This window comes from Terrabacter sp. GCM10028922 (genome assembly GCF_042666095.1).
Lineage (GTDB): Bacteria > Actinomycetota > Actinomycetes > Actinomycetales > Dermatophilaceae > Terrabacter.
Genome location: NZ_JBHTFG010000002.1, coordinates 162,174 through 186,280 on the forward strand (window position 1 = coordinate 162,174; position 24,107 = coordinate 186,280).

Consider the following 24,107-nt stretch of genomic DNA (forward strand, 5'->3'; position numbering starts at 1 on the left):
CACTTCCGGGCGGACGAATCCGCCGCAACCGGAGTGTCGGCTGGACCCCTCGCTCCGGCCGCCCGGTCTCGACAACCATAGGTCGGCTCGCTGGGTCAGGGGCGGTTCCGGCCAAAAACGGTCGTGAAACTGTGGCGCATGTGGTGGATGTGGTCAATGTCCGAACTCTGGACGTCCAGTACGCGGACTCGACCTCCCTGAGGGACGTCCCGGACCGCCGCGGACTCGGTGCCCTGCCAAGGGCGCCGGCGACGGATCCTCTCGGCCTCTTGCAGAAGTCTTGCGGAAACCCCTCTGGTTCACGGGTGTTCATCTTGCAATGTGCCCGGCAGAGTTGGCGTCGAGGGGGAGGGCCGGCCGAACCGTGGGGGAAGGGTCGGGAGCAGGAACCGGTCGGGGGGACCGGGTGGGGGAGTGACGGGGTGGGTTCTGCCGGGGGAGTCGGCGGGACCCACCCCGATCCGTCTCCCCGGGCGGCGGCCACTGCGGCGGTCATCAGTCAGGCGACGTGGCGGACAGCTGCTGTTGGTGGGCTGTTGGTGGGGCTGTTGGTGGGGCTGTTGGTGGGGCAGCAGGGGCTTGAACCCTGGACCGACGGATTATGAGTCCGCTGCTCTGACCGGCTGAGCTACTGCCCCGGGACCCAGCCGACCGAGGTCGGCGTGAGGTCGCTCGGAGTCTAGCGAGGCGCCCGGGGTGCACGTCGCCACCTCCTGGCCACCCTCTAGGCTCGCGGAGGACGATCCACCCGCAGCACGTGAGGACGAAGAATGAGCGACGGCATCCGCGTGGCGGCGGTCGGCGACGTCGAGCCGGGCGAGGCCCTCCTGCTCGACACCGACGTCACGGCGACGGATGAGCCGATCTCGCTCTTCCGCGACGACGACGGCTCCTACTACGCGCTCGACGACACGTGTTCGCACGAGGACGCCTCCCTGGCCGACGGCTGGATCGAGGCCGGCGAGGTCGAGTGCCCGCTCCACGCGACGCGTTTCTGCCTCGCTGACGGCCAGCCGATGTGCCTGCCGGCGACGAAGCCGGTCAGGACCCACAAGGTCGAGGTCCGCGGCGACGACGTCTACCTGTTCCCCGGGGTGGAGCGGAGCGCCTGAGCGGACGCCGCCGTAGGCCGCGCCGCAACCGGACATATCGGTCACCGAGACTGCTGGTGCACGTGTGTCCCATGGTGCACAATGGGCAGGTGCGCGTCGCCGCGCATGCTTGTTCAGCATGACCGGGTCAGACCACCGGAGCTCGAGAAGTGGCAGGCGTTGGGGAAGACGTCCCTGCAACTTCAGGAGGTTCGGATGTCTGTCGCGATGCCGCGCACCATGACACGTGGGGTCCTGTTCGTACACGGCGCCCCTACCGCGTTGTGCCCGCACATCACGTGGGCCATCGAGGCCGTCCTCGACCAGCGGGTGACGCTCGACTGGATGCCGCAGCCCGCCGCGCCCCGGCATGTACGCACCGAGCTGTCCTGGACCGGCGCACCCGGCACCGGAGCGGAGATCGCCAGTGCCCTGCGCGGCTGGGACGGCCTGCGTTACGAGGTCACCGAGGACCCCTCGCCGGGCTGCGACGGCTCACGGTGGTCGTACACACCGCGACTCGGCATCCACCACGCCATGACATCCGCGTCGGGCGACGCCGTCGTGCCGGAGGACCGCCTCCGCGAGGCCATCGTGCGCACGCGGGGTGACGCCGAGGCGCTGCAGGACGAGATGGACCTGCTCCTCGGCGTCCCGTGGGACGACGAACTCGAGGCCTTCCGCTATGCCGGCGACGGAGCCCCGGTCCGCTGGCTGCACAAGGTCGGCTGACCAGCCGACAGCTCCAACCGCGTCCTCCAGCGCGGCGGGCGGGGCGATGAGGGCCCGGGCGGTTCGTGCTCCCGGGCCCTCGTCGTGCCTGCCCGGCCGCACGACGGAAAACGACTGGGCCGGACCTACCACGACGTGCCATTCTCGTCGGGGCGGCCTTCAGCCGTCCTGTTCGAGCGTGCACCCGCCCCCGAAGGACCAGCCATGACCACGGGATCCACCCCCAAGACGAAGCGCTACCCGTGCCTCGTGGATGTGGCGTGCCCGTTCACGGCTGAGCGCCCCGTCCGAAACCCCTGGGCCGACCGACGGCCATCCCCCCGCGACCTCGCCGAGCTGCGACGAACCTGATCCGCTCTCGTGACCGAGCCGCCACCGGGATGTCCCGGTCGGCGGCTCTTCTGTTGTTCCCCGAGCAGGGTCAGACTCACGAGACCGAGAGGAGGTGTGCGGCGTGACGCAGGTCGAGGTGTGGAACGCCGACGAGACGCTGCTGCACCGCGTCTCCGTGCGGCACGCGGTCGGGATGATCTGGCGCGGTGTCGCCACCCCGGTGGAGGTCCACGCGACGGAGTGGTTCGGCCCGTACCAGGTGCCGATCGTCGTGCGGCTCGTGCGCTACGTCGAGCAGAGGTGGCTCTACTCGCGCACCCGCGCCACCTACTCGCGCGAGGGCGTCCTGCTCCGTGACCGGGGTCAGTGCGCCTACTGCGGCCGTTTCGCCGCCACGACGATGGACCACGTGCTCCCACGCTCGCGAGGCGGCGCGACGTCGTGGGTCAATGCGGTCGCGGCCTGCGAACCGTGCAACGCCCGCAAGGGCGACCGAAAGCCCGACGAGGCCGCGATGCCGCTTCGCTGGACTCCGTACGTCCCGACGCGGGCCCAGCTGCACTTCGCGCGAACGCCGCCGCGCGCCGCCGCGGTGCTCGCGGCGTCACCGATCCACCCCCGTACGACCCGATCCCGGAAGGAGCACACACGATGACCAGGACCCGCACGAACCTTCGCAGCCGCACCATCGGACAGGTGGCGCTCCGACCGTCGCCACGAGGGGGGCAGGGCCTCGAAGCCTGGACCTTCCGTGCTGCCTCGGAGCACCCCTTCGACCTGGGCGAGGCCGTGCCCTCGTGCGCCGCCGAGGACCCGGAACTGTTCTGGCCGGCGACCGAGCCGGACGCGGAGCAGGCCAAGCTCGTGTGCAGCACCTGTCCTCTCGCCGCTGCCTGCCTCTCGGTCGCGCGTGACCGGCGCGAGTGGGGTGTCTGGGGCGGTGAGCTGCTCGCCGGCGGCCGGCCCACGACGGAGCTGCCGGGCAACGTCCGCCCGTCATCGCACGACACGGCGCGCATCGCCTGAGCGACGTCGACGCCACCAGCATAGGACCATCACCGAACGTCCCGGAACCGTCATCGGGACATGGCCGGGCACGCGCCCGACCTCACGAAAGGATGAGCACCATGACCACGTTCCCTGTCGCGCTCCCGGGCGCGCAGGCCCAGACCCTGATGTGGGCCGACCCGGCCCAGGTCGAGCACGCCGCCCTCGAGCAGCTGCGCACCATCAGCCGGCTGCCGTGGGTCCAGGGCGTCCGGGTCATGCCCGACGTCCACCTCGGCAAGGGAGCGACGGTCGGCTCGGTCATCGCGATGCGCGACGCGGTCTCGCCCGCAGCCGTCGGCGTCGACATCGGTTGCGGGATGACCGGCGTCCGCACCAACCTCACGGCCGAGGACCTCCCCACCGACCTGGGGCCGCTGCGGTCGGCGATCGAGGCGGTCGTGCCCGTCGGCTGGAACGCCAACGACGGCACGGCTCCGGTGCTCCGGCGCGACGCGGGGCTGGCGACCCGCTTCGACCGGTTGATGGGTCGCTTCGCCGAGCTGCGGGCACCGAAGGTCGCCGACCGTGAGGGACGGGCGCTGGCACAGTGCGGCTCGCTGGGCGGGGGGAACCACTTCTGGGAGCTCTGCGAGGACGACGTCGGTCGGATCTGGCTGATGCTGCACTCGGGTTCGCGCAACATCGGCAAGGAGCTCGCCGAGCGGCACATCGCCACGGCGCGGACGCTCGAGCACAACCTCGGGCTGCCCGATCGTGACCTGGCCGTCTTCCTGTCGGGCACCGACGAGATGACGGCGTACCTCCACGACCTCTACTGGGCCCAGGACTACGCGGCGCTCAACCGTGAGGTGCTGATGGCGACGACGCGCGAGGTGGTCGTCCGCCACTTCCCGCACGTCGTGTTCGACGAGCCGGTGCGCTGCCACCACAACTACGTGGCCGAGGAGACCTACGAGGGCGTGGAAGTCGTCGTGACGCGCAAGGGCGCGATCCGGGCGGGTGTCGGCGACCTCGGTCTCATCCCGGGCTCGATGGGGACGGGCTCGTACGTCGTGCGTGGCCTGGGCAACGAGACGTCGTACTGCTCGGCGAGCCATGGTGCGGGTCGCCGGATGTCGCGCAACGCGGCCAAGCGGCAGTTCACGGTCGAGGACCTGCGGGCGCAGACCGCAGGGGTCGAGTGCCGCAAGGACGCCGGTGTCATCGACGAGATCCCGTCCGCCTACAAGGATCTCGAGTCGGTCATCGCGGCCCAGGCGTCAGGGCCGAGCCCGCTCGTCGAGGTCGTCGCGCGGCTCAGGACCTTGCTCTGCATCAAGGGCTAGGCGGGCTCATGTCAGACAAAGGCCACCCGGCCGTGGTGCACCACGGCCGGGTGGCCTTCTGCCGCAGGGCTTCCCGGTGGGCTGCCTGCTGAACCCTCAGATGCTGCGGATGGTGAGGGCGACGTTGTGCCCGCCGAAGCCGAACGAGTTGTTGAGGGCGGCGATGTCACCGTCGGGCAGCTTCTGGTGCTGGCCCGTGACGACGTTGAGCGGGATCTCGGGGTCCTGGTCGTCGAGGTTGATCGTGGCCGGCACGAGCCGGTTGTAGACCGACTGGATCGTGATGACGGCCTCGAGGGCACCGGCTGCACCGAGCAGGTGACCCGTCATCGACTTCGTCGCAGTGACCGACATGTTGTCGGTGTGGTCGCCGAAGGCCCGCTTGATCGCGTTGTACTCGGCCACGTCGCCGACCGGCGTCGAGGTCGCGTGCGCGTTGATGTGGATGATGTCCGTCGGCGACAGGTCGGCCCGCTCGACGGCATACAGCATCGCGCGGGACGCACCGGAGCCGTTGGGCTCGGGGGCCGTGATGTGGTGCGCGTCGGCCGACATTCCGACGCTCGCGAGCTCGGCGTAGATGCGGGCGCCACGCGCCCTCGCGTGCTCCTCGGACTCGAGGACGATGACGGCCGCGCCCTCACCGAGCACGAAGCCGTCACGGCCCGTGTCGTAGGGACGCGAGGCCTTCTCCGGCTCGTCGTTGCGCGTCGAGAGCGCCTGCATCGCGGCGAACCCGGCGATCGGGAGCGCATGCACGGCGGCCTCGGTGCCGCCCGCGACGACGACGTCGGCGCGGCCGGTGCGGATCATGTCGATGGCGTAGCCCATGCTCTCGGCACCCGACGCGCACGCGCTGACGGTCGTGTGGGCACCGGCGCGGGCACCGATGTCGAGCGACACCGCGGCCGCGGGGCCGTTCGGCATCAACATGGGGACCGCGAGCGGGTATACGCGGCGGGGTCCCTTCTCACGCAGGTTGTCCCACTGGTCGAGGAGGGTCCAGACACCGCCGATCCCGGAGCCGATGGCGGCGCCGAGGCGTTCGGGGTCGACCTCCGGCTTGCCGGCGTCGGCCCAGGCCTCGCGCGCGGCGATGAGGGCGTACTGGCTGGACGGGTCGAGGCGGCGCGTCTCGACCTTGGCGAGGACCTCCTCGGGTTTCGTGGCGATCGTCGCCGCGAAGGTGACCGGGAGCTCGTACTTGGAGACCCAGTCGAAGTCCATGGGGCGGGCGCCGGACCGTCCGGCGAGCAGGGCCTCCCAGGTCTCGGCGGCTGTGCCGCCCAAGGGCGTCGTGGCGCCGAGACCGGTGACCACGACGCGTCGGTCGCGATTGCTCGTCATGGTGACGTGCTCCTCTGAGTCGATGTGGTGGTGCTGGCTGTGCGGGTGGTGCGGGGTGGGACTCCGTATGCCGTCCGGCGGGGGGCGCTGCCCGGTGGGCCGGACGGCATACGGTGCGTTCGGTCAGCCCGTTGTCAGGACTGCGCGCCGCCGATGTACGTGACGGCGTCGCGGACGGTCTTGAGGTTCTTGACCTCGCTGTCGGGGATGCGGACGCCGAACTTCTCCTCGGCGTTGACGACGATCGTCATCATCGACAGGGAGTCGATGTCGAGGTCCTCGGTGAAGGACTTGTCCATCTCGACGGACGCGGTGTCGAGGCCAGTCTCCTCATTGACGATCTCGGCGAGACCCTCGAGGATCTCCTGCTCGGACTGAGCCATCTGTCTGCTCCTTGTGTTGTTCGTTGGTGTCTGCATCTGCCATCCGGAGGCGGATGTCGTTCCGTGGCCCGAATGACCCGTCGGGACCGGCGGGAGCTGTTGCTGCTGAGCGCGGCTCGAGGCCGGCTCAGGGCAGCACGACGACCTGGGCGGCGTACACGAGACCGGCGCCGAAGCCGATCTGAAGTGCGAGGCCGCCACTCGGGATCTCCTTCTCGGCGAGCATGCGCGTCGTCGCGATCGGGATCGAGGCCGCCGACGTGTTGGCGGTGGTCACGATGTCGCGGGCGACGGGGATGTCGGCCGGCAGCTTGAGCTGCTTGACCATCGCGTCGATGATGCGGATGTTCGCCTGGTGCGGGATGAAGGCATCGAGGTCGTCGGCCTTGATGCCGGCCTTGTCGATGGCCTGCTGGGCCACGGGCGCCATGCCCCAGACGGCCCAGCGGAAGACCGTCTGGCCGGCCATGCCGATCGCCGGCCACGCGTTCTTGTCGGCCTGCACGGTCTGCCACGACTCGCGGAAGTCGGTCCAGGCCTGCTTCTGCGTGATCGCGTCGCGCTGGGTGCCGTCGGACCCCCACACGGTCGGGCCGATGCCCGGGGTGTCGCTCGGGCCGATGACGCAGGCGCCGGCGCCGTCGCCGAAGATGAACGCGCTGCCCCGGTCGTAGGGGTCGGTGAAGTCGCTCAGCTTCTCGACGCCCACGACGAGGACGTAGTCGGCCGAGCCGGCCTTGACCATGTCGCTCGCCATGGCGACGCCGTAGCAGTAGCCGGCGCAGGCGGCGGAGATGTCGAGCGCGGGCGCCGTCGAGCCGAGGCGCGAGGCGAGCTCGGGTGCGGCCGCTGGTGTCTGGTAGGGATGCGTCACGGTCGCCACGAGGACGAAGCCGATCTGCTCGGCGGAGACGCCGGCGTGCTCGAGGGCCTGGCGTGCGGCGGCCTCGGACATGTCGATGACGCTCTCGTCCTCGGCCGCGAAGTGGCGGCTGATGATGCCGGAGCGCTCACGGATCCACTCGTCGCTGGAGTCGATCTTGTCGATGATCTCGGAGTTCATGACGACGCGAGCCGGGCGGTAGGCGCCGACACCCATGATCCTCGAGTGGCGCGGGGCGCCGTGGTCGACGAGGGTGCCGGTGCCCTTGGGTGCCGGAGCGGTGCTGGGGGAGGTCACGTGAGGCCTTCTCGAGGGTGAGGGGTCAGGTGGTCGGGGATCGGCAGCGGGAGCGAACCACGGGAGACGGGGTGGCCGCCGGACGGGGTCCACACCACGAGCCTGCCCCCAGTGGGGGTCGGCGCGCCAGTCATGCGGGCGGTGGTCATGAGCGGTGGGCCTCGACGAGCGTGCGGGCCGCCTCGAGATCGTCGGGCGTCTTCACGGCGAGGGTCTCGACGCCCGGCATCGCGCGCTTGGCGAGGCCGACGAGCGTGCCCGCCGGGGCGAGCTCGAGCAGGCCGGTGACGCCGAGCGCGAGCATCGTCTCCATGCACTGGTCCCAGCGGACCGGGTTGCTGACCTGGCGGACGAGCCGGTCGAGTGCGTCGGGACCGTCGTCCACCGTCGCGCCGTCGGCGTTCGACAGCAGCCGGACCCTGGGGGCCGCAGGCGTCACGTCGGCCGCTGCGGCGGCGAGGGCCTCGACCGCGGGTGCCATGTGATGGGTGTGGAACGCGCCGGCGACCTGGAGCGGGATGACCCGCGCCTTCGCCGGCGGCGCCTCGCGCAGGGCGGCCACCTGCTCGAGCGTGCCGGCGGCGACAACCTGTCCGGCACCGTTGATGTTGGCGGGGGTCAGGCCGTGCCCCTCGAGGGTCGCGAGCACCTCCTCGGGGTCACCGCCCAGCACGGCGGCCATGCCGGTCGGGGTGGCGGCACTGGCCTGGGCCATGGCGCGTCCGCGCGTCGCGACGAGCGAGATCGCCTGCTCGTCGGTGATGACGCCGGCGAGGGCTGTCGCGGTCAGCTCACCGACGGAGTGCCCTGCGACGACGGCACCGGTGCCGGAGAGGTCGTCCGGCGACGGGAAGAGGGCGGCGGCCGTGACGAGGCCGGCAGCGACGATGAGGGGCTGCGCGACGGCCGTGTCCTTGATCGTCTCGGCGTCGGACTCGGTGCCGTGGGCCACGAGGTCGTGGCCGGCGGCGTTGCCAAGCGCGGTCAGCTGGTCGCGCACGCCGTCGAGCTCGAGCCACGGGGCGAGGAAGCCGGGGGTCTGGGAGCCCTGTCCAGGGCAGACGATCGCTAGCACGTGCTCAACCTTTCCCGGTTACCGGTGAGGACCTCGCCACCGAATGTCACGAAGTCGCCGGGGATAGTTTGGAGGATTCCTCCAAAACAGGGGCGTCGACGGGGCCATGCTGGCCATGGGCCGGGCGTGTCGGCTCGGCGACCGACGACGTCGCGGACGGCATACCCGCTGGGCCGGTCGTGGCTGGGGCTGCGGACAGCCGCCCGAGCGCCAGCGCGATGCGCACCGTCCACGCCTCGCGCGGCGTGGACAGGTCGTAGCCGGTGACGTCGGAGATGCGCCCGAGCCGGTAGCGCACCGTGTTGGGGTGCACGAAGAGTGCTCGCGCCGACGCCTCCAGCGAGCCGCCGCTCTCGAGATAGGCCGTGGCCGTGTCGAGCAGGGGAGCGTGACCCGCGGCGGAGAGGGGCCGGTGGATGCGGTCGACGAGGATGCGCCGAGCGGGCGCGTCGCCGGCCAGGGCGCGCTCCGGCAGCACGGCGTCGGACTCGAGCACGCGGGGGGCGTGCGGCCAGGCCGCCGCCGCGGACAGCCCGCTCAGTGCGGCCCGCGCCGAGCGCCCCGCCGCGAAGAGGTGTGGGACGGTCGGGCCGACGACGACCGGGCCCGGGCCGAAGCAGTCGGCGACCTGTTCGACGACCCGGGTCGCGTCCCGCGTGCCGCCGAGGATGGCGATGAGGCGCGAACGCTGCACGATGGCGAGGGCTTCAACGTGGTGCTGGCGGACCGACCGGCGCAGGTCGTCGACGGCGGGCACCGCGCCGGCTAACGCCGTGGGGGTGCTGCCGACCACGAAGGTCACGTCGGCGACGTCGCCCCAGCCGAGCGCACTGGCCCGTGACTGCATCGAGTCGTCCGCCTCGCCACGGAGCACGGCGTCCACGACGAGGGCCTCGAGCCGGGCGTCCCAGGCCCCGCGCGCCTCGGCCGCACCGGCATACACCTCCGCTGCGGCGAACGCGATCTCGCGCGAGAAGCGCAGCACGGACTCGCGGAGCAGCTGCTCGTCACCCGGCCCGGCGAGGTTCTCGACGCGCGACTCGACGACGTCGACGACGGTCCGCACGAGGTCGAGGGTCTGGCGCAGGCTCACCGTGCGGGTCAGCTCCTGGGGCGCATTGGCGAAGATCGAGATCGCCGACGGCGCATGGCTCTCCTCCTGGTGGAACCATGCGATGAACTGCGAGATGCCGGCCTGCGCGACGAGCCCCACCTGCGAACGCTCCTCGGCCGAGAGCTCGCGATACCACCGCAGGTGCTCCTCCATCCGGCGCGACGCGAGGGTCGCGAGGTCGCCCGCGCTGCGCTCGACGGCGCGCGAGGTCTCTTCGCTCGGGTGCTGCCGCGACCGCGTGCTCACGTGGTCAGCCTAGGCGCTCCCTGGACACGACTTTGTATGCCGTTCACAAACCGGCGCGACGGCCATGTGGTGCGCGGGTCGCCCGGGTCTCGTCAGTGGGCCGTAAGCACGGAGGTGTGGCCGGCATACGACCTCGGCCCGTCGAAGGGCGCAAGGGCCTCGGCAAGGTGGGGCGCGAAGCTCGCGAGGTATGCCTGGGCGGCCGCGTGGTCGGGGAAGCTGGCGCGCGTCTCGACGTCGCGCTGCGCCACGTGCTCGAAGTGGCGGCCGAGCACCTCGGCGGCGTTCTCCGACGTGAACTGCGTGACGAGGGGCTCCCCGCCCGCCGCGCGAAGCAGCTCGGCCATGTGCTGCTCGCCGTTCGTCGCGACGTGCAGGGTTCCTCCGTCGCGCAGCACCCGACGCAGCTCTCGGAGCGTGCCGTCGAGATCAGGCACGTGATAGAGCATCCACGCGGCGACCGCCGCGTCGAACGTGTCGTCGCCGAAAGGCAGCACGTCGGCCGATGCGATCTCGGCGGTGACGCCAAGTGCACGCGTCGCGTCGACCATCGCTGGAGACAGGTCGGTTGCGACGTAGTCGGTCCCCGGGGCCTCGTCGAGGACCGAGCGGGCGAACTGGCCGGTGCCGCATCCGATCTCGACCAGCCGTGACGGCTGCGCGGACACGACCGTCGTGCGCAGGACGTCGACGGGCGAGACGCCCGCCGGCCCCGGGCCCCACACGTCGCGGCGCGTGCGCAGGTTGTCGGTCGACGCGTACTGCTCGGTGACGCGAGCGTGCTCGGTGAGGTGGCTGCTCTGGTCCATGACCGGAAACCCTAGCCACGTCGAGCGCGAATGCCGCGCCGAAGCGCCGTGGGTCAGTCGGTGCCGAACTCCATCGCGGCGCGGTCGAGCGCGTCGTCCTGCTCGTCGATGCCGACGGCCGCGGGGTTGGCCGAGATGGCAGCCGCCCCGCCGGGCGACAGCTGGCCGACGAGCTCGGTCGCGTGGCTGCCCAGGAGGCCCTGGGCGGCGTACAGCTCCAGCTTGGCGCGGGAGTCGGCGATGTCGAGGTTGCGCATGGTCAGCTGGCCGATGCGGTCGACCGGGCCGAACGCGGCGTCCTCGGTGCGCTCCATCGACAGCTTCTCGGGGTGGTAGCTGAACGCCGGGCCCGTCGTGTTGACGACCGACCAGTCGTCGCCACGGCGCAGACGCAGCGTGACCTCACCGGTGACGGCCGAGGCGACCCAGCGCTGGAGCGACTCGCGCACCATGAGCGACTGAGGGTCGAGCCAACGACCCTCGTAGAGGAGGCGGCCGAGGCGGCGTCCCTCCGCGTGGTAGTTGGCGATGGTGTCCTCGTTGTGGATCGCGTTGAGCAGCCGCTCGTACGTGAGGTGAAGCAGTGCCATGGCCGGCGCCTCGTAGATGCCGCGCGACTTCGCCTCGATGATGCGGTTCTCGATCTGGTCGCTCATGCCGAGGCCGTGGCGACCACCGATCGCGTTGGCGGCGTCGACGAGGGCGACTGCGTCGGCGTACTCCTGGCCGTTGATGGCGACGGGGCGGCCGCGCTCCCAGCGCACCGTGACGTCCTCGGTCTCGATCGCGACCGAGGGGTCCCAGAACCGGACGCCCATGATCGGCTCGACGACCTCCATGGACTCGTTGAGGAACTCGAGCGTCTTCGCCTCGTGCGTCGCGCCCCAGATGTTCGCGTCGGTGGAGTACGCCTTCTCCGCAGAGGCGCGGTAGGGCAGGTCGCGGGCCGTCAGCCACTCGGACATCTCATGGCGTCCACCGAGCTCGCTGACGAAGTCGGCGTCGAGCCACGGCTTGTAGATGCGCAGGCTCGGGTTGGCCAACAGGCCGTAACGGTAGAAGCGCTCGATGTCGTTGCCCTTGAAGGTCGACCCGTCGCCCCAGATCGAGACGCCGTCCTCCTGCATGGCACGCACGAGGAGAGTCCCCGTCACGACACGGCCGAGAGGCGTCGTGTTGAAGTACGTCTTGCCACCGCTGCGGATGTGGAAAGCGCCGCACACGATGGCCGACAGGCCCTCCTCGACGAGGGCCGTCTTGCAGTCCACGAGGCGACTGATCTCGGCGCCGTACTGACCCGCGCGGCCGGGGACGGTGTCGATGTCGGGCTCGTCGTACTGCCCGAGGTCGGCCGTGTACGTGCACGGCACCGCGCCCTTCTCGCGCATCCAGGCGACAGCCACGGAGGTGTCGAGGCCGCCGGAGAAGGCGATCCCGACTCGTTCACCGACAGGGAGGGAGGTCAGTACCTTGGACACGGATGCAAGTATATGCACAGTTGCGCATACCTATCCAATCGGGCCTGGCCCGTATGCCGGGCGGCCGGCCGCACGGGCTGCGCTTGCGCCCAAGGACCGCTGGGCACCGGCCAGTTCCCGCCCCGAACCGCGTCACATGCAGCAAGGCGCGCCGCGTCACGCGATCCACACCCCCTGTGACACCGAGCCCGTTGTGCACAGCCCGATGCGATGCCCGTGCACCGACGCGCGTGCCCGGTCACGGTAGCGGGCATGAACCTGCACCTGCTCGGAGCCGGCGGCATCTTCTCCTCGGCCGACGCGATGCGCCACGGCATCGATCGTCACGCTCTGTCGCGGTTGTGCGCGCGTGGGGAGCTCATCCGGCTCAGCCGGGGCTGGTACTCCGGGGTCGAGGGCGACATGCCGGCCGGCGAGGAGCTGCACCGCCTCACCGCATCGGCGCTCGGGCGTCAGTTCCGGGCCCGAGCGGTGATCAGCCACCACTCCGTGCTCGTCTGCCGACGACTGCCCACCTTCCGTGCCGATCTCGCGACGGTTCACCTCACGTCCGCCGTCGATGACCGGGTCCGGCGGTCGGACGGCAGCCATCGCCGGCGCAGTGTCACGGTGCGCCGGCCGGGGCTCGTCATCCACCGGAGCGTCGACGGCATCCGTGTGGCAGCGGCACCGGCGTACGACGTCCGACCGGCCACCATCCCGCTCGCCCTGGCCATCGTCCAGACGGGGCTGCTCGCTGGGCCGGAGAGTGCCCTGGTGCCGGCGGATGCGGCCCTTCGCTCCGGTGACGTCACGGCCGCCGCCCTGGCACGAGCGGTGGGGCTGTTCCGCAACCACACTGGCATCGGTCCGGTCCGGCGCGCCCTACCGCACGCCGACGCCCGCCACGAGTCGCCGGGCGAAACTCGCACCGCGTTCGTTCTCCGGGCCCTCGGGTTCGAGGTCGAGCCACAGCACGAGGTCGTGGTCGACGGCCGGCTCTACCGTGCGGACTTCCGGATCGTCGGGACACGAGTGCTCGTCGAGTTCGACGGCGCCGTCAAGTACGACGACCGGCGCACGCTGTTCGAGGAGAAGCAACGGGAGGACGCGCTCCGCCGGGCCGGCTGGACAGTCGTGCGACTCGTCTGGGGCGATCTCGACCACCCGGATCGGCTCCGCGGCCGCCTTCTCGACGCGCTGGCACGCGCTGCCTGAAGTCACACGGACTGCCTTTGGTGTCACGTGCCGCGCGGTGCGGAGCGGGTCGTGCAACGAAACGCAGTCCGTGACCCGAGCGCCGGGCCGGGATCGGCGGGGGATGGGCGGGGACGGCGCTGGGCCCGGTCTCCGAGGAGAACCGGGCCCAGCGGCATACGTCAGCGGGGGAGCGTCAGCTCTCGCCGCCCGCGTTGCCGGACGTGCCGGCGGTGACGTCGTCGAGCTGGTACTTCTCCGCCGCGCGGCGCGGCACGTCGGCGTCGACCTTGCCCTCCTTGGCGAGCTGCTGCAGCGTCCGCACGGCGACCGAGGGGCCGTCGATGTGGAAGAAGCGGCGAGCGGCCGGGCGCGTGTCGGAGAAGCCGAAACCGTCGGCACCCAGCGAGGCGAACGTGCCGGGGACCCACTGCTGGATCTGGTCCTGGACGGCGCGCATGTAGTCGGAGACCGCGATGACCGGGCCCTGCGTGCCCTCGAGACACTGCGTGACCCACGGGACCCGCTTCTCGGCGTCGGGGGAGAGGAACTCCTGCTCGTCGGCAGCAAGACCGTCGCGCCGCAGCTCGTTCCACGAGGTCACCGACCACACGTCGGCGGCCACGCCCCAGTCGTCGGCGAGCAGCTGCTGCGCCTCGAGGGCCCACGGCACACCGACACCCGAGCCGAGGATCTGCGCCCGGGGAGCCTCGTGCGTCCAGCCCTCGGTGTTGGCCTCGGAGATGCGGTGCATGCCGCGCAGGATGCCCTCGACGTCGACGCCCTCGGGCTCGCGCGGCTGCTGGATCGGCTCGTTGTAGACCGTGAGGTAGTAGATGACGTTCGACTCCTCGGGCGTGTTGCCCTCGCCGTACATCCGCCGCAGGCCGTCCTGCATGATGTGCGCGATCTCGTAGCCGTACGCCGGGTCGTAGTGCACGACCGCGGGGTTCGTCGCCGCGAGGAGCGGGCTGTGGCCGTCGGCGTGCTGCAGGCCCTCACCGGTCAGCGTGGTGCGACCAGCCGTGGCGCCGATGAGGAAGCCCCGCGACATCTGGTCGGCGGCCGCCCAGATCGAGTCTCCGGTGCGCTGGAACCCGAACATCGAGTAGAAGACGTAGATCGGGACCATCGGCTGGCCGTGCGTCGCGTAGGACGTGCCGGCGGCCGTGAACGCCGCGAGCGAGCCCGCCTCGTTGATGCCGAGGTGCAGGATCTGGCCGCTGGAGTTCTCGCGGTACGCGAGCATGAGCTCGGCGTCGACCGGCGTGTAGTTCTGCCCGTTGGGGTTGTAGATCTTGATCGTCGGGAAGAACGCGTCCATGCCGAACGTGCGCGCCTCGTCGGGGATGATCGGCACGATGCGCGGGCCGAACTCCTTGTCGCGCAAGAGGTCCTTGAGCAGCCGGACGAACGCCATCGTCGTGGCGACCTCCTGCTTGCCCGAGCCCTTCTTGACCTGGGTGTACGCCTCGTCGCCGGGAAGCTTGACCGGCTCGAACTGCACGCGGCGGCTCGGCAGCGTGCCACCGAGCTTCTGGCGACGGTCGACGGAGTACTTGATGACGTCGTTGTCGGGGCCAGGGTGGTAGTAGGGCGGCTGGTACGGGTTGGCCTCGAGCTGCTCGTCGCTGATCGGGATGCGGAGGCTGTCGCGGAAGGCCTTGAGGTCGTCCAGCGTCATCTTCTTCATCTGGTGCGTGGCGTTGCGGCCGGCGAAGTGCGAGCCGAGGCCGTAGCCCTTGATGGTCTTCGCGAGGATGACGGTCGGCTGGCCGGTGTGCTGGCGCGCCGCCTGGTAGGCCGCGAAGACCTTGCGGTAGTCGTGGCCACCGCGCTTGAGGTCCCACCAGACCTGCTCGTCGGTCCAGCTCTCGACCATCTTGGCCGTGCGCGGGTCGCGACCGAAGAAGTGGTCGCGGACGTACTTGCCGTCGTTGGCACGGAAGGTCTGGTAGTCGCCGTCGCTCGTGGAGTTCATCAGGTGCACGAGAGCTCCGTCGCGGTCGGCCGCGAGCAGCGGGTCCCACCCGCGGCCCCACACGACCTTGATGACGTTCCAGCCGGCGCCGCGGAAGAAGGCCTCGAGCTCCTGGATGATCTTGCCGTTGCCGCGCACCGGACCGTCGAGCCGCTGCAGGTTGCAGTTGATGACGAAGTTGAGGTTGTCGAGCTCCTCGTTGGCCGCGAGCTGCAGCAGGCCGCGTGACTCGGGCTCGTCCATCTCGCCGTCGCCGAGGAAGGCCCACACGTCCTGCTGGCTGGTGTCCTTGATGCCGCGGTTGTGGAGGTACTTGTTGAACTGCGCCTGGTAGATCGCGTTCATCGGGCCGATGCCCATCGACACGGTCGGGAACTCCCAGTAGTCCGGGAGCAGCCGCGGGTGCGGGTAGGACGGGACAGCCTTGACCTTGCCGTCGACGAGGTGGCTCTTCTCCTGGCGGAAGCCGTCGAGGTCCGCCTCGGTCAGGTGGCCCTCGAGGAAGCTGCGGGCGTACATGCCGGGGGAGGCGTGGCCCTGGAAGTAGATCTGGTCGCCGCCACCGGGGTGGTCCTTGCCGCGGAAGAAGTGGTTCATGCCCACCTCGTAGAGCGTCGCGGCCGACGCGTACGTCGAGATGTGCCCGCCGACACCGATGCCGGGACGCTGGGCGCGGTGCACCATGATCGCGGCGTTCCAGCGGATGTAGCGGCGCATCTCGCGCTCGACGTCCTCGTCGCCGGGGAACCACGGCTCACGCTCGGGCGGGATGGTGTTGATGTAGTCGGTCGCCGTCAGGGACGGGACGCCGACCTGCTGCTGGCGCGCGCGCTCGATGAGCTTGAGCATGATGTAGCGCGCCCGCGTCCGGCCCTTCTCGTCGAGGACGGCGTCGAGGGAGTCGATCCACTCCTGCGTCTCGTCCGGGTCGATGTCCGGGAGCTGACTGGGGATGCCGTTGAGGATCGGTCCGGCCTCGGATGCCACGTCGTGGGTCCTTTCTCGTCGCGTCGCCGCGCGCGTGACCGGTCGGCCACGCCGCTGCTCCCAACCATCCTCTACCAAACGGTGGTGGTGGTCACACTCGGGTCCAGCACCGGGACGGGCCGCCATGTCGTATGCCGTCGCGCCCGCTGGGGTCGACCCGCGCGTAGTGCGCGCGTGGGAACGTCATTGCGCGGTAGCGTCGGTGCCAGTGCACTGATGTCGTGGCGCAGATGCCGCGAAGAGGGCGCGAGGCACCTGCGCCCGAGGGCACGAGACGGGTACGGGTGCGCTGGACAGCACGAGGCCGCACGGCCATGACCGAGAGGACCGGTGACAGTGAGCGAGACCGCGGGAGCGGCGTCCTTCAGCAAGCTCGGATTTGCCCAGGGGCAGATCATCCAGGAGTTCGGCTATGACGACGACGTCGATGACGACCTGCGGTTCGAGCTCGAGGACGTCATCGGATCCGAGCTCGAGGACGAGGACTTCAACGACGGCGCCGACGGGGTGGTGCTGTGGTACCGCGACGGTGACGACGACCTCGTCGACCTGCTGGTCGACGGCCTGACCAAGCTCTTCGACAAGGGCTTCATCGTCCTGATCACGCCGAAGGCCGGCCGGCCCGGCCACGTCGAGGCGAGCGACGTCGAAGAGGCCGCGTCGACCGCCGGTCTGGTCACGGGCGGCCAGGTCAACGTCGCGCGGGAGTGGGCGGCGACCCGCCTCATGCCGCCCAAGGGGCCGCGCCGCTGAGCGACCCACATCAGCTGCCGACGGGGGCGCGGCCCGGCGTCGAGGCCATGCCAGCGGGCCTGCCGGCGGGTGACACACTGGCCGTCATGACGAACGCGCACCAGGCCGAGCAGTCGGCCCAGGCGTCCACGCCGGTGGGGGTCGGCGAGCTGGCACCTGACTTCACCCTCGTCGACCAGTACGGCGTCGACATCAGCCTGAGCTCGGTGCGCGACCTCAAGAACGCCGTCGTCGTCTTCTACCCGGCCGCCTTCTCAGGCATCTGCCGCGGTGAGCTGCGCGAGATCCGTGACAGCCTCGAGGACTTCCAGGACGACGACATCCAGGTGTTCGCCATCTCGTGCGACTCGATGTACACGCTGCGGGTGTGGGCCGACGCGGAAGGCCACTTCTTCCCGCTCCTGTCGGACTTCTGGCCGCACGGTGAGGTCGCCCGGCGCTACGGCGTCCTCAACGACGAGGACGGCTTCCCGCTGCGGGGCACGTTCCTGCTCGACCCGGACGGCCGCATCGTCTGGGCGGAGGTCCGCGGCATCGGGCACGGTCGCGACTTCACGGCATACCGGGAGGCGCTCGCGACGCTCCGCGCGAGCCAGCGCGATGCCGTAGGCTGACCGCCGCCGCCGGTGACACCGGCCGGCGCGTGAGGGGCCTGTAGCTCAGTTGGTAGAGCACCGCGTTTACACCGCGGGTGTCGTCGGTTCGAGCCCGGCCGGGCCCACGTGGACGATCCCGCCCCCGACGTCTCTGCCGAGCTGCCCCTGCGCGACGTCGTCGCGGCGCTCGAGTCGCTCTACCCCCTCGAGAGCGCGGCCGACTGGGACCGGGTCGGGCTCGTGGCCGGCGACCTCGACCAGCCCGTACGCCGCATCCTCTTCGCGCTCGACCCGACGCTCGCCGTCATCGACGAGGCACGGACGTGGGGCGCCGACCTGCTCGTGACGCACCACCCGCTGCTGCTGCGCGGCGTGCACTCCGTCGCCACCACGGGCGCCAAGGGCGCGTCGGTGACGGCGCTCGTGCGATCCGGCATCGCCCTCTGGGTGGGCCACACGAACGCCGACGTGGCCGATCCCGGGGTCTCGACCGTCCTCGCGGACGCGCTCGGCCTGGCGACCCAGCGACCGCTGTCCACCGAGGGTGCGTATGCCGTCGGCCGGGTCGGTGAGCTCCCCTCGCCGATGCGGCTGGCCGAGTTCGCAGACGTCGTCGCGGCGGCCTTGCCGGCGACGGCGGGCGGCATCCGCGTCAGTGGCGACGCGGACGCGCAGGTGCGCACGATCGCCGTCATGGGCGGCTCGGGAGATGACCGGTTCGACGACGTGCGGGCGAGCGGGGCCGACGTCTACGTCACGGCAGACCTCCGACACCACCCGGTGCTCGAGGCTCGCGAGGAGTCTCGGGGGGGCCCACCTTTCCTCATCGACGCCGGGCACTGGGCCACCGAGTCGCTGTGGCTCGCGAGCGGTCGCGAGCGACTGCTCGCGGCGCTGGAACACGACCCGGGAGCGACTAGGGTCGAGGCCAGAGTCTCAGCAATCCGCACCGAGCCGTGGACGTTCGTCGTCGGTGCGAACGCCGCGCGGGCCGACCGCGTGGCACCCGAAACCGGAGGTGTGTCCTGAAAGCCGACCCGTCCCGCCAGTGGCGCCTGCTCGACCTGCAGGCCATCGACACGCGCCTCGACCAGATCGCGCATGCGCGGGCCACGCTGCCCCAGACGCCCGCGGTCGAGGCGGTCCGGCGTGAGCTCGGGGCGCTCGAGACGGAGATCGTCAACGCGCGCACCGCGGCGGGCGACGTCCAGCGCGAGCTGACGAAGTCCGACCAGGACGTCCAACTGGTCCGCGACCGCGCGGCGCGCAACCAGTCGCGGCTCGACGCCGGGCAGGGCACGGCGAAGGATCTGCAGGCCCTCCAGCACGAGCTGACGTCGCTGGCCCGTCGGCAGGCCGAGCTCGAGGACATCGAGATCGAGGTCATGGAGCGCGCGGAGTCGCTGGGCGCCCGCGTCACCGAGCTCGAGACCCGGCGAGCGGAGCTGGTGCAGCGCCTCGAGACCCTCGAGGCCGAGCGCGACGCCGCGCTCGCGAAGCTCGAGGCCGAGGCCGTGAAGGTCGGTTCCGGTCGGGCCGACATCGTCGCCGGTGTCGGCGAGGACCTCGTCGCGCTCTACGAGAAGATCCGGGCCAGCAGCAGCGGCATGGCGGCGGCCGAGATCCGCCAACGCCGCTGCGGCGGCTGCCGCCTCGAGCTCAACAACGTCGACCTCGACCGCATCCGCCACGCGGCACAGGACGAGGTCGTTCGGTGCGAGGAGTGCCGACGCATCATGATCCGCACGGGCGAGTCCGGTCTGTGAGCCGCCTGTCTCGAGGGACGGGCCGCCGGCTCGTCGTCGAGGCAGACGGCGGGTCACGTGGCAACCCGGGGATCGCCGGCTACGGCGCCGTGGTCCGGGACCCGACGTCCGGACGTGTCCTCGTCGAGCTCGCCGAGCCCCTCGGCACGGCCAGCAACAACGTGGCGGAGTACTCAGGCCTCATCGCCGGGCTTCGTGCCGTCCTCGACATCGACCCCGGGGCGACGGTGAGCGTCAAGATGGACTCCAAGCTCGTCGTCGAGCAGATGTCGGGGCGCTGGAAGGTCAAGCACGAAGACATGCGCCGCCTGGCGCTCGAGGCTCGTGACCTGTGCGCCGCGATCTCCGCGGCCGGGGGATCGGTCGACTTCGAGTGGATCCCGCGCGAGAAGAACAAGGCCGCCGACGCCCTCAGCAACGACGCGATGGACGGCACGTCCGTGCACCGCGTCCTCGTCGAGGACACAGCCGCAACGCCCGAGACCGCTCCGGCTGCGTCCGCTCCCTCGAACGTGGCGACCGCATCACGACCGCTGCGCCTCCTCCTCGTGCAGGCACCGCTCGACGACGCCGCAGTGCCGCGCATCGTGGCCGCGGTCCGGCGACTCGTCGGCCCGGGCACGACGGTCGTCGGTCCCACGGACGGACCGGGGACGCGCGTCGCCTCCGCCCTTGCGGCCGCGCTCGAGAGCGAGGCCAGGACGAGCCGCGACTGGCTCGGCGAGGCGCCCGGCGAGGGAGCCGACGAGACGGTGCGCACGGCATACCGCGGGCTCGTCTCCTCGGGGGGCACCGTCGTCGCCGTGACGAGCCGTCGAGGCGTTCTCTCGGTCTTGACCGACGTGCTCGGCACACCCGTGGAACGCTTCTGGGCGGTCGCGACAGCACCGGGCAGCCTGACCGCCGTCGAGGTCTGGGAGGACGGGTCGGCGTCGGTCGCTTTCACCAATCGGACCGACCATCTCGCCTGACGGACGCTGTGCGATATTCGATGCATGAGCTATGCCGGTGACGTGACCCCCGAGCAGGCCTGGACGGCCCTGCGCGCCGAGCCCGGTGCGGTGCTCGTCGATGTGCGCACGAGGGCGGAGTGGGCCTACGTCGGCCTGCCCGACCTCGGTGAGATCGGCAAGGAGGTCGTCCTCGTCGAGTGGCAGACCTTCCCGGAGGGCAGCGTCAACGAGCGATTCACCGCCGACCTCGAGGCGGCCGGCGTCGCCAAGGACGCAGCTGTGTACTTCATCTGCCGTTCCGGTGTTCGCTCCATCTCTGCCGCCGAGGCCGCGACCCGCGAGGGGTGGAACCGCTCCTACAACGTCACCGAGGGGTTCGAGGGGCCGCACGACGTCGACCGACACCGCACGCTGTCGGGCTGGAAGGTCGCGGGTCTGCCGTGGGTGCAGGGATGAGCGACGACGTGACGCAGGGTTGGCGCCCCGACACCCTCGCGGTGCGGGGAGGCCTGTCCCGCAGTGGATTCGAGGAGACGGCCGAGGCGCTCTACCTGACCTCCGGCTTCGTCTACGACACCGCCGAAGACGCCGAGGCCGCCTTCAAGGGCGACACCGACAGGTTCGTCTACTCCCGCTACGGCAACCCGACCGTCACGATGTTCGAGGAGCGGCTGCGGCGGATCGAGGGTGCTGAGGCGTGCTTCGCCACGGGGTCCGGCATGGCAGCCGTCTTCGTCGCGCTCGCCGCCCTGCTCGGCAAGGGTGACCGGGTCGTCTCGTCGCGGGCGCTCTTCGGGTCGTGCTTCGTCATCCTCGACGAGATCCTGCCGCGGTGGGGCGTCGAGACGGTGTTCGTCGACGGCGCGGACCTCGACCAGTGGCGCGAGGCCCTGTCCGAGCCGACGACCGCGGTGTTCTTCGAGACGCCGAGCAACCCGATGCAGGAGCTCGTCGACATCGCGGCCGTGACCGAGCTGGCCCACGCTGCCGGCGCGAAGGTCGTCGTCGACAACGTCTTCGGCACGCCGGTGTTCAGCAAGCCCCTCGACTTCGGCGCCGACATCACCGTCTACTCCGCGACGAAGCACATGGACGGTCAGGGTCGCACGCTCGGCGGCGCGATCCTCGGACCGAAGGAGTTCATCGACGGTCCGGTGCAGAACCTCATGCGGCACACCGGCCCCTCGATGTCGCCCTTCAACGCGTGGGTCCTCGTCAAGGGTCTCGAGACGATGTCGCTGCGCGTCGAGCGGATGGCCGACAGCGCCCTCGAGGTCGCCCGGTTCCTCGAGTCGCACCCACGCGTCACGCGCGTCGTGCACCCCTTCCTCGAGTCCCACCCACAGCACGACCTCGCCAAGCGCCAGATGCTCGCCGGCGGCACGGTGGTCACCTTCGAGCTCGACGGTGGCAAGGACGACGCCTTCGCGGTGATGAACGCCCTGCAGGTCATCGACATCTCGAACAACCTCGGGGACTCGAAGTCGCTCATCACGCACCCGGCCACGACGACGCACCGCCGTCTCGCTCCCGAAGCCCGAGCCGCCGTGGGCATCACCGACGGCGTGCTCCGGGTGTCGATCGGCCTTGAGGACGTCCGCGACCTCGTCGACGACCTGCGTCGCGCTCTCGGCTGACGGCACGTCTCCCGCCTGCCGCGTCATGGGTGAAAAGTGCCCACTCGACGTGTGGGGTGGGTGACGTGACCACTCGACGTGTCCGGGTGAAAGTGCCCACTCGACTTGTGGAGCGGTGGAGGTGCCCACTCGACGTGTGCGGGTGAAAGTGCCCACTCGACGTGTGGGTGGGGTGGTCGAGTGGGCACTTTCACCCGGCCCCGGCGTCAGGTCGTGATGACGAGGGCCAGGGTCGCCGCGGTCACGACGGTGAGTGCGCACAGCACGCCGGTGCGCGCGATGTGCCCGACGTCGACGCCGAGGCCAGCCGAGCGACAGCGCTGCGCCCAGAGGAGCGTCGCGACCGAGCCCCACATCGTGACGACCGGACCCGTGTTGACGCCGATCAGCAGGGCCGCGAGCCGGGCCGGTGAGTCGGCGACCGTGGGCTCGAGCGCGAGATAGGCGGGCAGGTTGTTGATGCCGTTGGCGGACAGCGCGCCGATGCCGCTGACCCGGAGCAGGTCGGCGACCTCGGTGCCGTGCCCCATGATGGTGCGCAGCCACGTCTCCAGCCCCAGGCGCAGTGCCGCGTCGATCACGAGAAACAGCACGCAGATGCCCATGACCGTCAGCCAGGGCATCCGGATGCGACGAAGCAGCTCGGGTGCCCGCCAGTAGGTCGCTGCGACGAGGATGCCGGCGGCCGGCGCTGCCGCCAGTGCCGGCTGCATGCCGATGACGAAGGCCGGTGCCAGGAGCGCGCACACGCCGCCGGCGACCTGCATCAGCACCCTGTCGTGGGGCTCAGCGAGCGGCGGCGTCTGGAACCTGCCGTCGAGCTGTCGGTGGTGGAGCAGCCACAGGCCGGCGACGGTCGCGACGACCGCGACGAGGGCGGGAACCGCCATGAGCCGGATGTAGCCGAGTGAGCCGACCGCCAGACCCGAGAAGGGATGCAGTGCAAGGAGGTTCGTCAGGTTCGACACCGGCAGCAGGAGCGACGCGGTGTTGGCCAGCCACAGGGTCGTCATCGCGAAGGGCAGGGCGGGCGCGCCGACCTGGCGAGCCACGGTGATGGCCACCGGTGTCAGCAGCACCGCGGTCGTGTCGAGGCTCAGCAGGACGGTGCTCGCCACGGCCAGCAGCACGATGAGCAGCCACAGCACGATGACCCGGCCCCGCGCCACCCGCGCCGCATAGTGCGCCGCCACGTCGAAGAGTCCCGCCAGGTCGGAGACCTCGGCCACGAGTGTGATCGCGACGAGGAAGACGATGATCGGCGCGACGCGCTCGACGAGCTGGGCGAGGTCGAAGAGCACGTCAGGGCCTCGGCCTCGTGGCCAGCTGCCAGGGCCGGCCCGCGCGCGGCGGGGGAGACAGCTCGACCTCGAAGCGCTCCGACAGCCGCTCGGCGAGGCCCTGGGGAGTGCGAGGCGCCTCGGCCTGCACGAGGTGGCGGGTCACGAGCCCACGGGTGTGCTTTGCCATGTGCGAGGCCCCGGGCACCGTGACCTGTACCCACCGCTCGGCGCGCTCGCCCTGCGGACGCCACACGGCGGCATACGTGCTCGACCGGCAGTCGACGACGAGCTCACGCGGCTTCACCGCGGCGTCCAGCGCCTCCGGCAGGGCCCGGCGCCACTCGTGCGTCAGGTGGCCGACGTCGGGGAGCGTGCTGCAGATGTTGACGCGGTATGGCGGGACCCGGTCGCCGAGGCGCAGCGCACCGAACAGGGCCGAGACGACGACGATCCAGCGGTTCGCTCGCCTCTTCGACGCCGGGTCGAGCGACTCGAGGTCGAGTGCCTGGTACAACACCCCGGTGTAGATGCCCGACGCGGCCGCGGTCGGGGCGCTGGCGAGACGGGCGTTGCCCGCGATGTCGTCGACGAGGTTCGGGTTGACCTCGAGGGTGCGGGCGGCATGCGGCTCGTCGCTGACCCTGGCCACCGTCCTGACGAGCGCCTCGCGAAGTGGCGTCAGCTCGGGGAACGAGAGCGTGCCGAGATCGAGCGACCGTCCCCGCCGGGGCCGGTTCTTGCCCTCGGACGGCGGGAGCAGGATGAGCACGGGCGCCAGCCTAGGCAAATCGGACATCAAAGTCGCATCCCTCTCACACGACGCGCGGCAGGGCGCCCGGCCGCTCACCGTC

22 protein-coding genes, 2 tRNA genes and 1 pseudogene are annotated in these 24,107 nt (G+C 70.9%); 14 read left to right on the forward strand and 11 right to left on the reverse strand.

Features of this window, described 5'->3' with window-relative positions:
* Positions 1 to 561 precede the first annotated feature (561 nt).
* A tRNA-Ile gene (locus ACFQU3_RS02160) sits at positions 562 to 638 on the reverse strand.
* Positions 639 to 770: 132 nt separating this feature from the next.
* Between ACFQU3_RS02160 and ACFQU3_RS02165 the strand changes: the two genes are divergently transcribed.
* The 5 genes and pseudogenes from ACFQU3_RS02165 (at position 771) to ACFQU3_RS02185 (ending at position 4,492) form a co-directional block, all read left to right on the forward strand.
* Complete coding sequence (locus ACFQU3_RS02165) at positions 771 to 1,112, forward strand: bifunctional 3-phenylpropionate/cinnamic acid dioxygenase ferredoxin subunit (RefSeq protein ID WP_385905809.1); 342 nt, start codon at positions 771 to 773, stop codon at positions 1,110 to 1,112.
* A 195-nt stretch (positions 1,113 to 1,307) separates the two neighbouring features.
* Positions 1,308 to 1,823 (forward strand): DUF3145 domain-containing protein, encoded by a 516-nt coding sequence (locus tag ACFQU3_RS02170; RefSeq protein ID WP_385905812.1) that lies wholly within the window; start codon positions 1,308 to 1,310, stop codon positions 1,821 to 1,823.
* 454 nt (positions 1,824 to 2,277) lie between these two features.
* Positions 2,278 to 2,811 (forward strand): HNH endonuclease, encoded by a 534-nt coding sequence (locus ACFQU3_RS02175; protein WP_385905815.1) that lies wholly within the window; start codon positions 2,278 to 2,280, stop codon positions 2,809 to 2,811.
* A pseudogene (locus tag ACFQU3_RS02180) lies at positions 2,808 to 3,086 on the forward strand (WhiB family transcriptional regulator); the annotation flags it as partial. The gene ACFQU3_RS02175 and the pseudogene ACFQU3_RS02180, both read left to right, overlap by 4 nt.
* 197 nt (positions 3,087 to 3,283) lie before the next feature.
* Positions 3,284 to 4,492: an RtcB family protein gene (locus ACFQU3_RS02185; RefSeq protein WP_385905818.1), complete on the forward strand. Its 1,209-nt coding sequence runs from the start codon at positions 3,284 to 3,286 to the stop codon at positions 4,490 to 4,492.
* A gap of 96 nt (positions 4,493 to 4,588) precedes the next feature.
* Here ACFQU3_RS02185 and fabF read toward each other — a convergent pair whose 3' ends face one another.
* The 7 genes from fabF to argG form a co-directional block, all read right to left on the reverse strand.
* On the reverse strand, positions 4,589 to 5,839 hold the full coding sequence (gene fabF / locus ACFQU3_RS02190; protein ID WP_385905821.1) for a beta-ketoacyl-ACP synthase II: 1,251 nt from the start codon (positions 5,837 to 5,839) through the stop codon (positions 4,589 to 4,591).
* Positions 5,840 to 5,973: 134 nt separating this feature from the next.
* Positions 5,974 to 6,222: an acyl carrier protein gene (locus tag ACFQU3_RS02195; RefSeq protein WP_385905824.1), complete on the reverse strand. Its 249-nt coding sequence runs from the start codon at positions 6,220 to 6,222 to the stop codon at positions 5,974 to 5,976.
* A gap of 127 nt (positions 6,223 to 6,349) precedes the next feature.
* Positions 6,350 to 7,402 (reverse strand): beta-ketoacyl-ACP synthase III, encoded by a 1,053-nt coding sequence (locus ACFQU3_RS02200; RefSeq protein ID WP_385905826.1) that lies wholly within the window; start codon positions 7,400 to 7,402, stop codon positions 6,350 to 6,352.
* Positions 7,403 to 7,547: 145 nt separating this feature from the next.
* Positions 7,548 to 8,477 carry an ACP S-malonyltransferase gene (locus ACFQU3_RS02205; protein WP_385905829.1) on the reverse strand — a complete coding sequence of 310 codons (930 nt, stop codon included), beginning with the start codon at positions 8,475 to 8,477 and terminating at the stop codon, positions 7,548 to 7,550.
* A gap of 46 nt (positions 8,478 to 8,523) precedes the next feature.
* Positions 8,524 to 9,837: a PucR family transcriptional regulator gene (locus ACFQU3_RS02210; RefSeq protein WP_385905831.1), complete on the reverse strand. Its 1,314-nt coding sequence runs from the start codon at positions 9,835 to 9,837 to the stop codon at positions 8,524 to 8,526.
* Positions 9,838 to 9,929: 92 nt separating this feature from the next.
* The gene (locus tag ACFQU3_RS02215) at positions 9,930 to 10,646 is read right to left on the reverse strand and encodes a class I SAM-dependent methyltransferase (protein ID WP_385905832.1); all 717 of its coding nucleotides are present in this window, start codon (positions 10,644 to 10,646) and stop codon (positions 9,930 to 9,932) included.
* Between the two features lie 53 nt (positions 10,647 to 10,699).
* The gene (argG, locus tag ACFQU3_RS02220; protein WP_385905835.1) at positions 10,700 to 12,124 is read right to left on the reverse strand and encodes an argininosuccinate synthase; all 1,425 of its coding nucleotides are present in this window, start codon (positions 12,122 to 12,124) and stop codon (positions 10,700 to 10,702) included.
* A gap of 252 nt (positions 12,125 to 12,376) precedes the next feature.
* Here argG and ACFQU3_RS02225 point away from each other — a divergent pair, with 252 nt between their 5' ends.
* Positions 12,377 to 13,321, forward strand: coding sequence for a type IV toxin-antitoxin system AbiEi family antitoxin domain-containing protein (locus ACFQU3_RS02225; RefSeq protein ID WP_385905838.1), 945 nt, complete (start codon positions 12,377 to 12,379; stop codon positions 13,319 to 13,321).
* Between the two features lie 175 nt (positions 13,322 to 13,496).
* On the opposite strand, the gene aceE is transcribed toward ACFQU3_RS02225, so the two are convergent.
* Entirely contained in the window at positions 13,497 to 16,268 is a 2,772-nt protein-coding gene (aceE, locus tag ACFQU3_RS02230; protein WP_385905841.1) for a pyruvate dehydrogenase (acetyl-transferring), homodimeric type, read from the reverse strand.
* 336 nt (positions 16,269 to 16,604) lie between these two features.
* On the opposite strand from aceE, the gene ACFQU3_RS02235 reads away from it, so the two are divergent.
* The 8 genes from ACFQU3_RS02235 to ACFQU3_RS02270 all read left to right on the forward strand — a co-directional run bounded on the left by ACFQU3_RS02235 (position 16,605) and on the right by ACFQU3_RS02270 (position 21,973).
* Complete coding sequence (locus tag ACFQU3_RS02235) at positions 16,605 to 17,021, forward strand: DUF3052 domain-containing protein (protein WP_385905844.1); 417 nt, start codon at positions 16,605 to 16,607, stop codon at positions 17,019 to 17,021.
* A gap of 86 nt (positions 17,022 to 17,107) precedes the next feature.
* Complete coding sequence (locus ACFQU3_RS02240) at positions 17,108 to 17,635, forward strand: peroxiredoxin (RefSeq protein WP_385905847.1); 528 nt, start codon at positions 17,108 to 17,110, stop codon at positions 17,633 to 17,635.
* A gap of 34 nt (positions 17,636 to 17,669) precedes the next feature.
* Positions 17,670 to 17,742 (forward strand) — tRNA-Val (locus ACFQU3_RS02245).
* A gap of 1 nt (position 17,743) precedes the next feature.
* The gene (locus ACFQU3_RS02250; RefSeq protein WP_385905850.1) at positions 17,744 to 18,646 is read left to right on the forward strand and encodes a Nif3-like dinuclear metal center hexameric protein; all 903 of its coding nucleotides are present in this window, start codon (positions 17,744 to 17,746) and stop codon (positions 18,644 to 18,646) included.
* Positions 18,574 to 19,383, forward strand: a complete 810-nt coding sequence (locus ACFQU3_RS02255) for a zinc ribbon domain-containing protein (RefSeq protein ID WP_385905852.1) — start codon at positions 18,574 to 18,576, stop codon at positions 19,381 to 19,383. The genes ACFQU3_RS02250 and ACFQU3_RS02255 overlap by 73 nt, the downstream gene beginning before the upstream one ends.
* Positions 19,380 to 20,354 carry a reverse transcriptase-like protein gene (locus ACFQU3_RS02260; protein ID WP_385905855.1) on the forward strand — a complete coding sequence of 325 codons (975 nt, stop codon included), beginning with the start codon at positions 19,380 to 19,382 and terminating at the stop codon, positions 20,352 to 20,354. The genes ACFQU3_RS02255 and ACFQU3_RS02260 overlap by 4 nt, the downstream gene beginning before the upstream one ends.
* Before the next feature lie 24 nt (positions 20,355 to 20,378).
* Positions 20,379 to 20,792, forward strand: coding sequence for a rhodanese-like domain-containing protein (locus ACFQU3_RS02265; protein ID WP_385905858.1), 414 nt, complete (start codon positions 20,379 to 20,381; stop codon positions 20,790 to 20,792).
* Positions 20,789 to 21,973 (forward strand): O-succinylhomoserine sulfhydrylase, encoded by a 1,185-nt coding sequence (locus ACFQU3_RS02270; protein ID WP_385905861.1) that lies wholly within the window; start codon positions 20,789 to 20,791, stop codon positions 21,971 to 21,973. Before ACFQU3_RS02265 ends, ACFQU3_RS02270 begins: the two co-directional genes overlap by 4 nt.
* A gap of 206 nt (positions 21,974 to 22,179) precedes the next feature.
* Here the strand turns inward: ACFQU3_RS02270 and ACFQU3_RS02275 are convergent, their stop codons facing one another.
* Together ACFQU3_RS02275 and ACFQU3_RS02280 are read right to left on the reverse strand one after the other, a co-directional pair.
* On the reverse strand, positions 22,180 to 23,274 hold the full coding sequence (locus ACFQU3_RS02275) for an SLC13 family permease (RefSeq protein WP_385905864.1): 1,095 nt from the start codon (positions 23,272 to 23,274) through the stop codon (positions 22,180 to 22,182).
* 1 nt (position 23,275) lies between these two features.
* The gene (locus ACFQU3_RS02280; protein WP_385905867.1) at positions 23,276 to 24,025 is read right to left on the reverse strand and encodes a YaaA family protein; all 750 of its coding nucleotides are present in this window, start codon (positions 24,023 to 24,025) and stop codon (positions 23,276 to 23,278) included.
* Positions 24,026 to 24,107 lie beyond the last annotated feature (82 nt).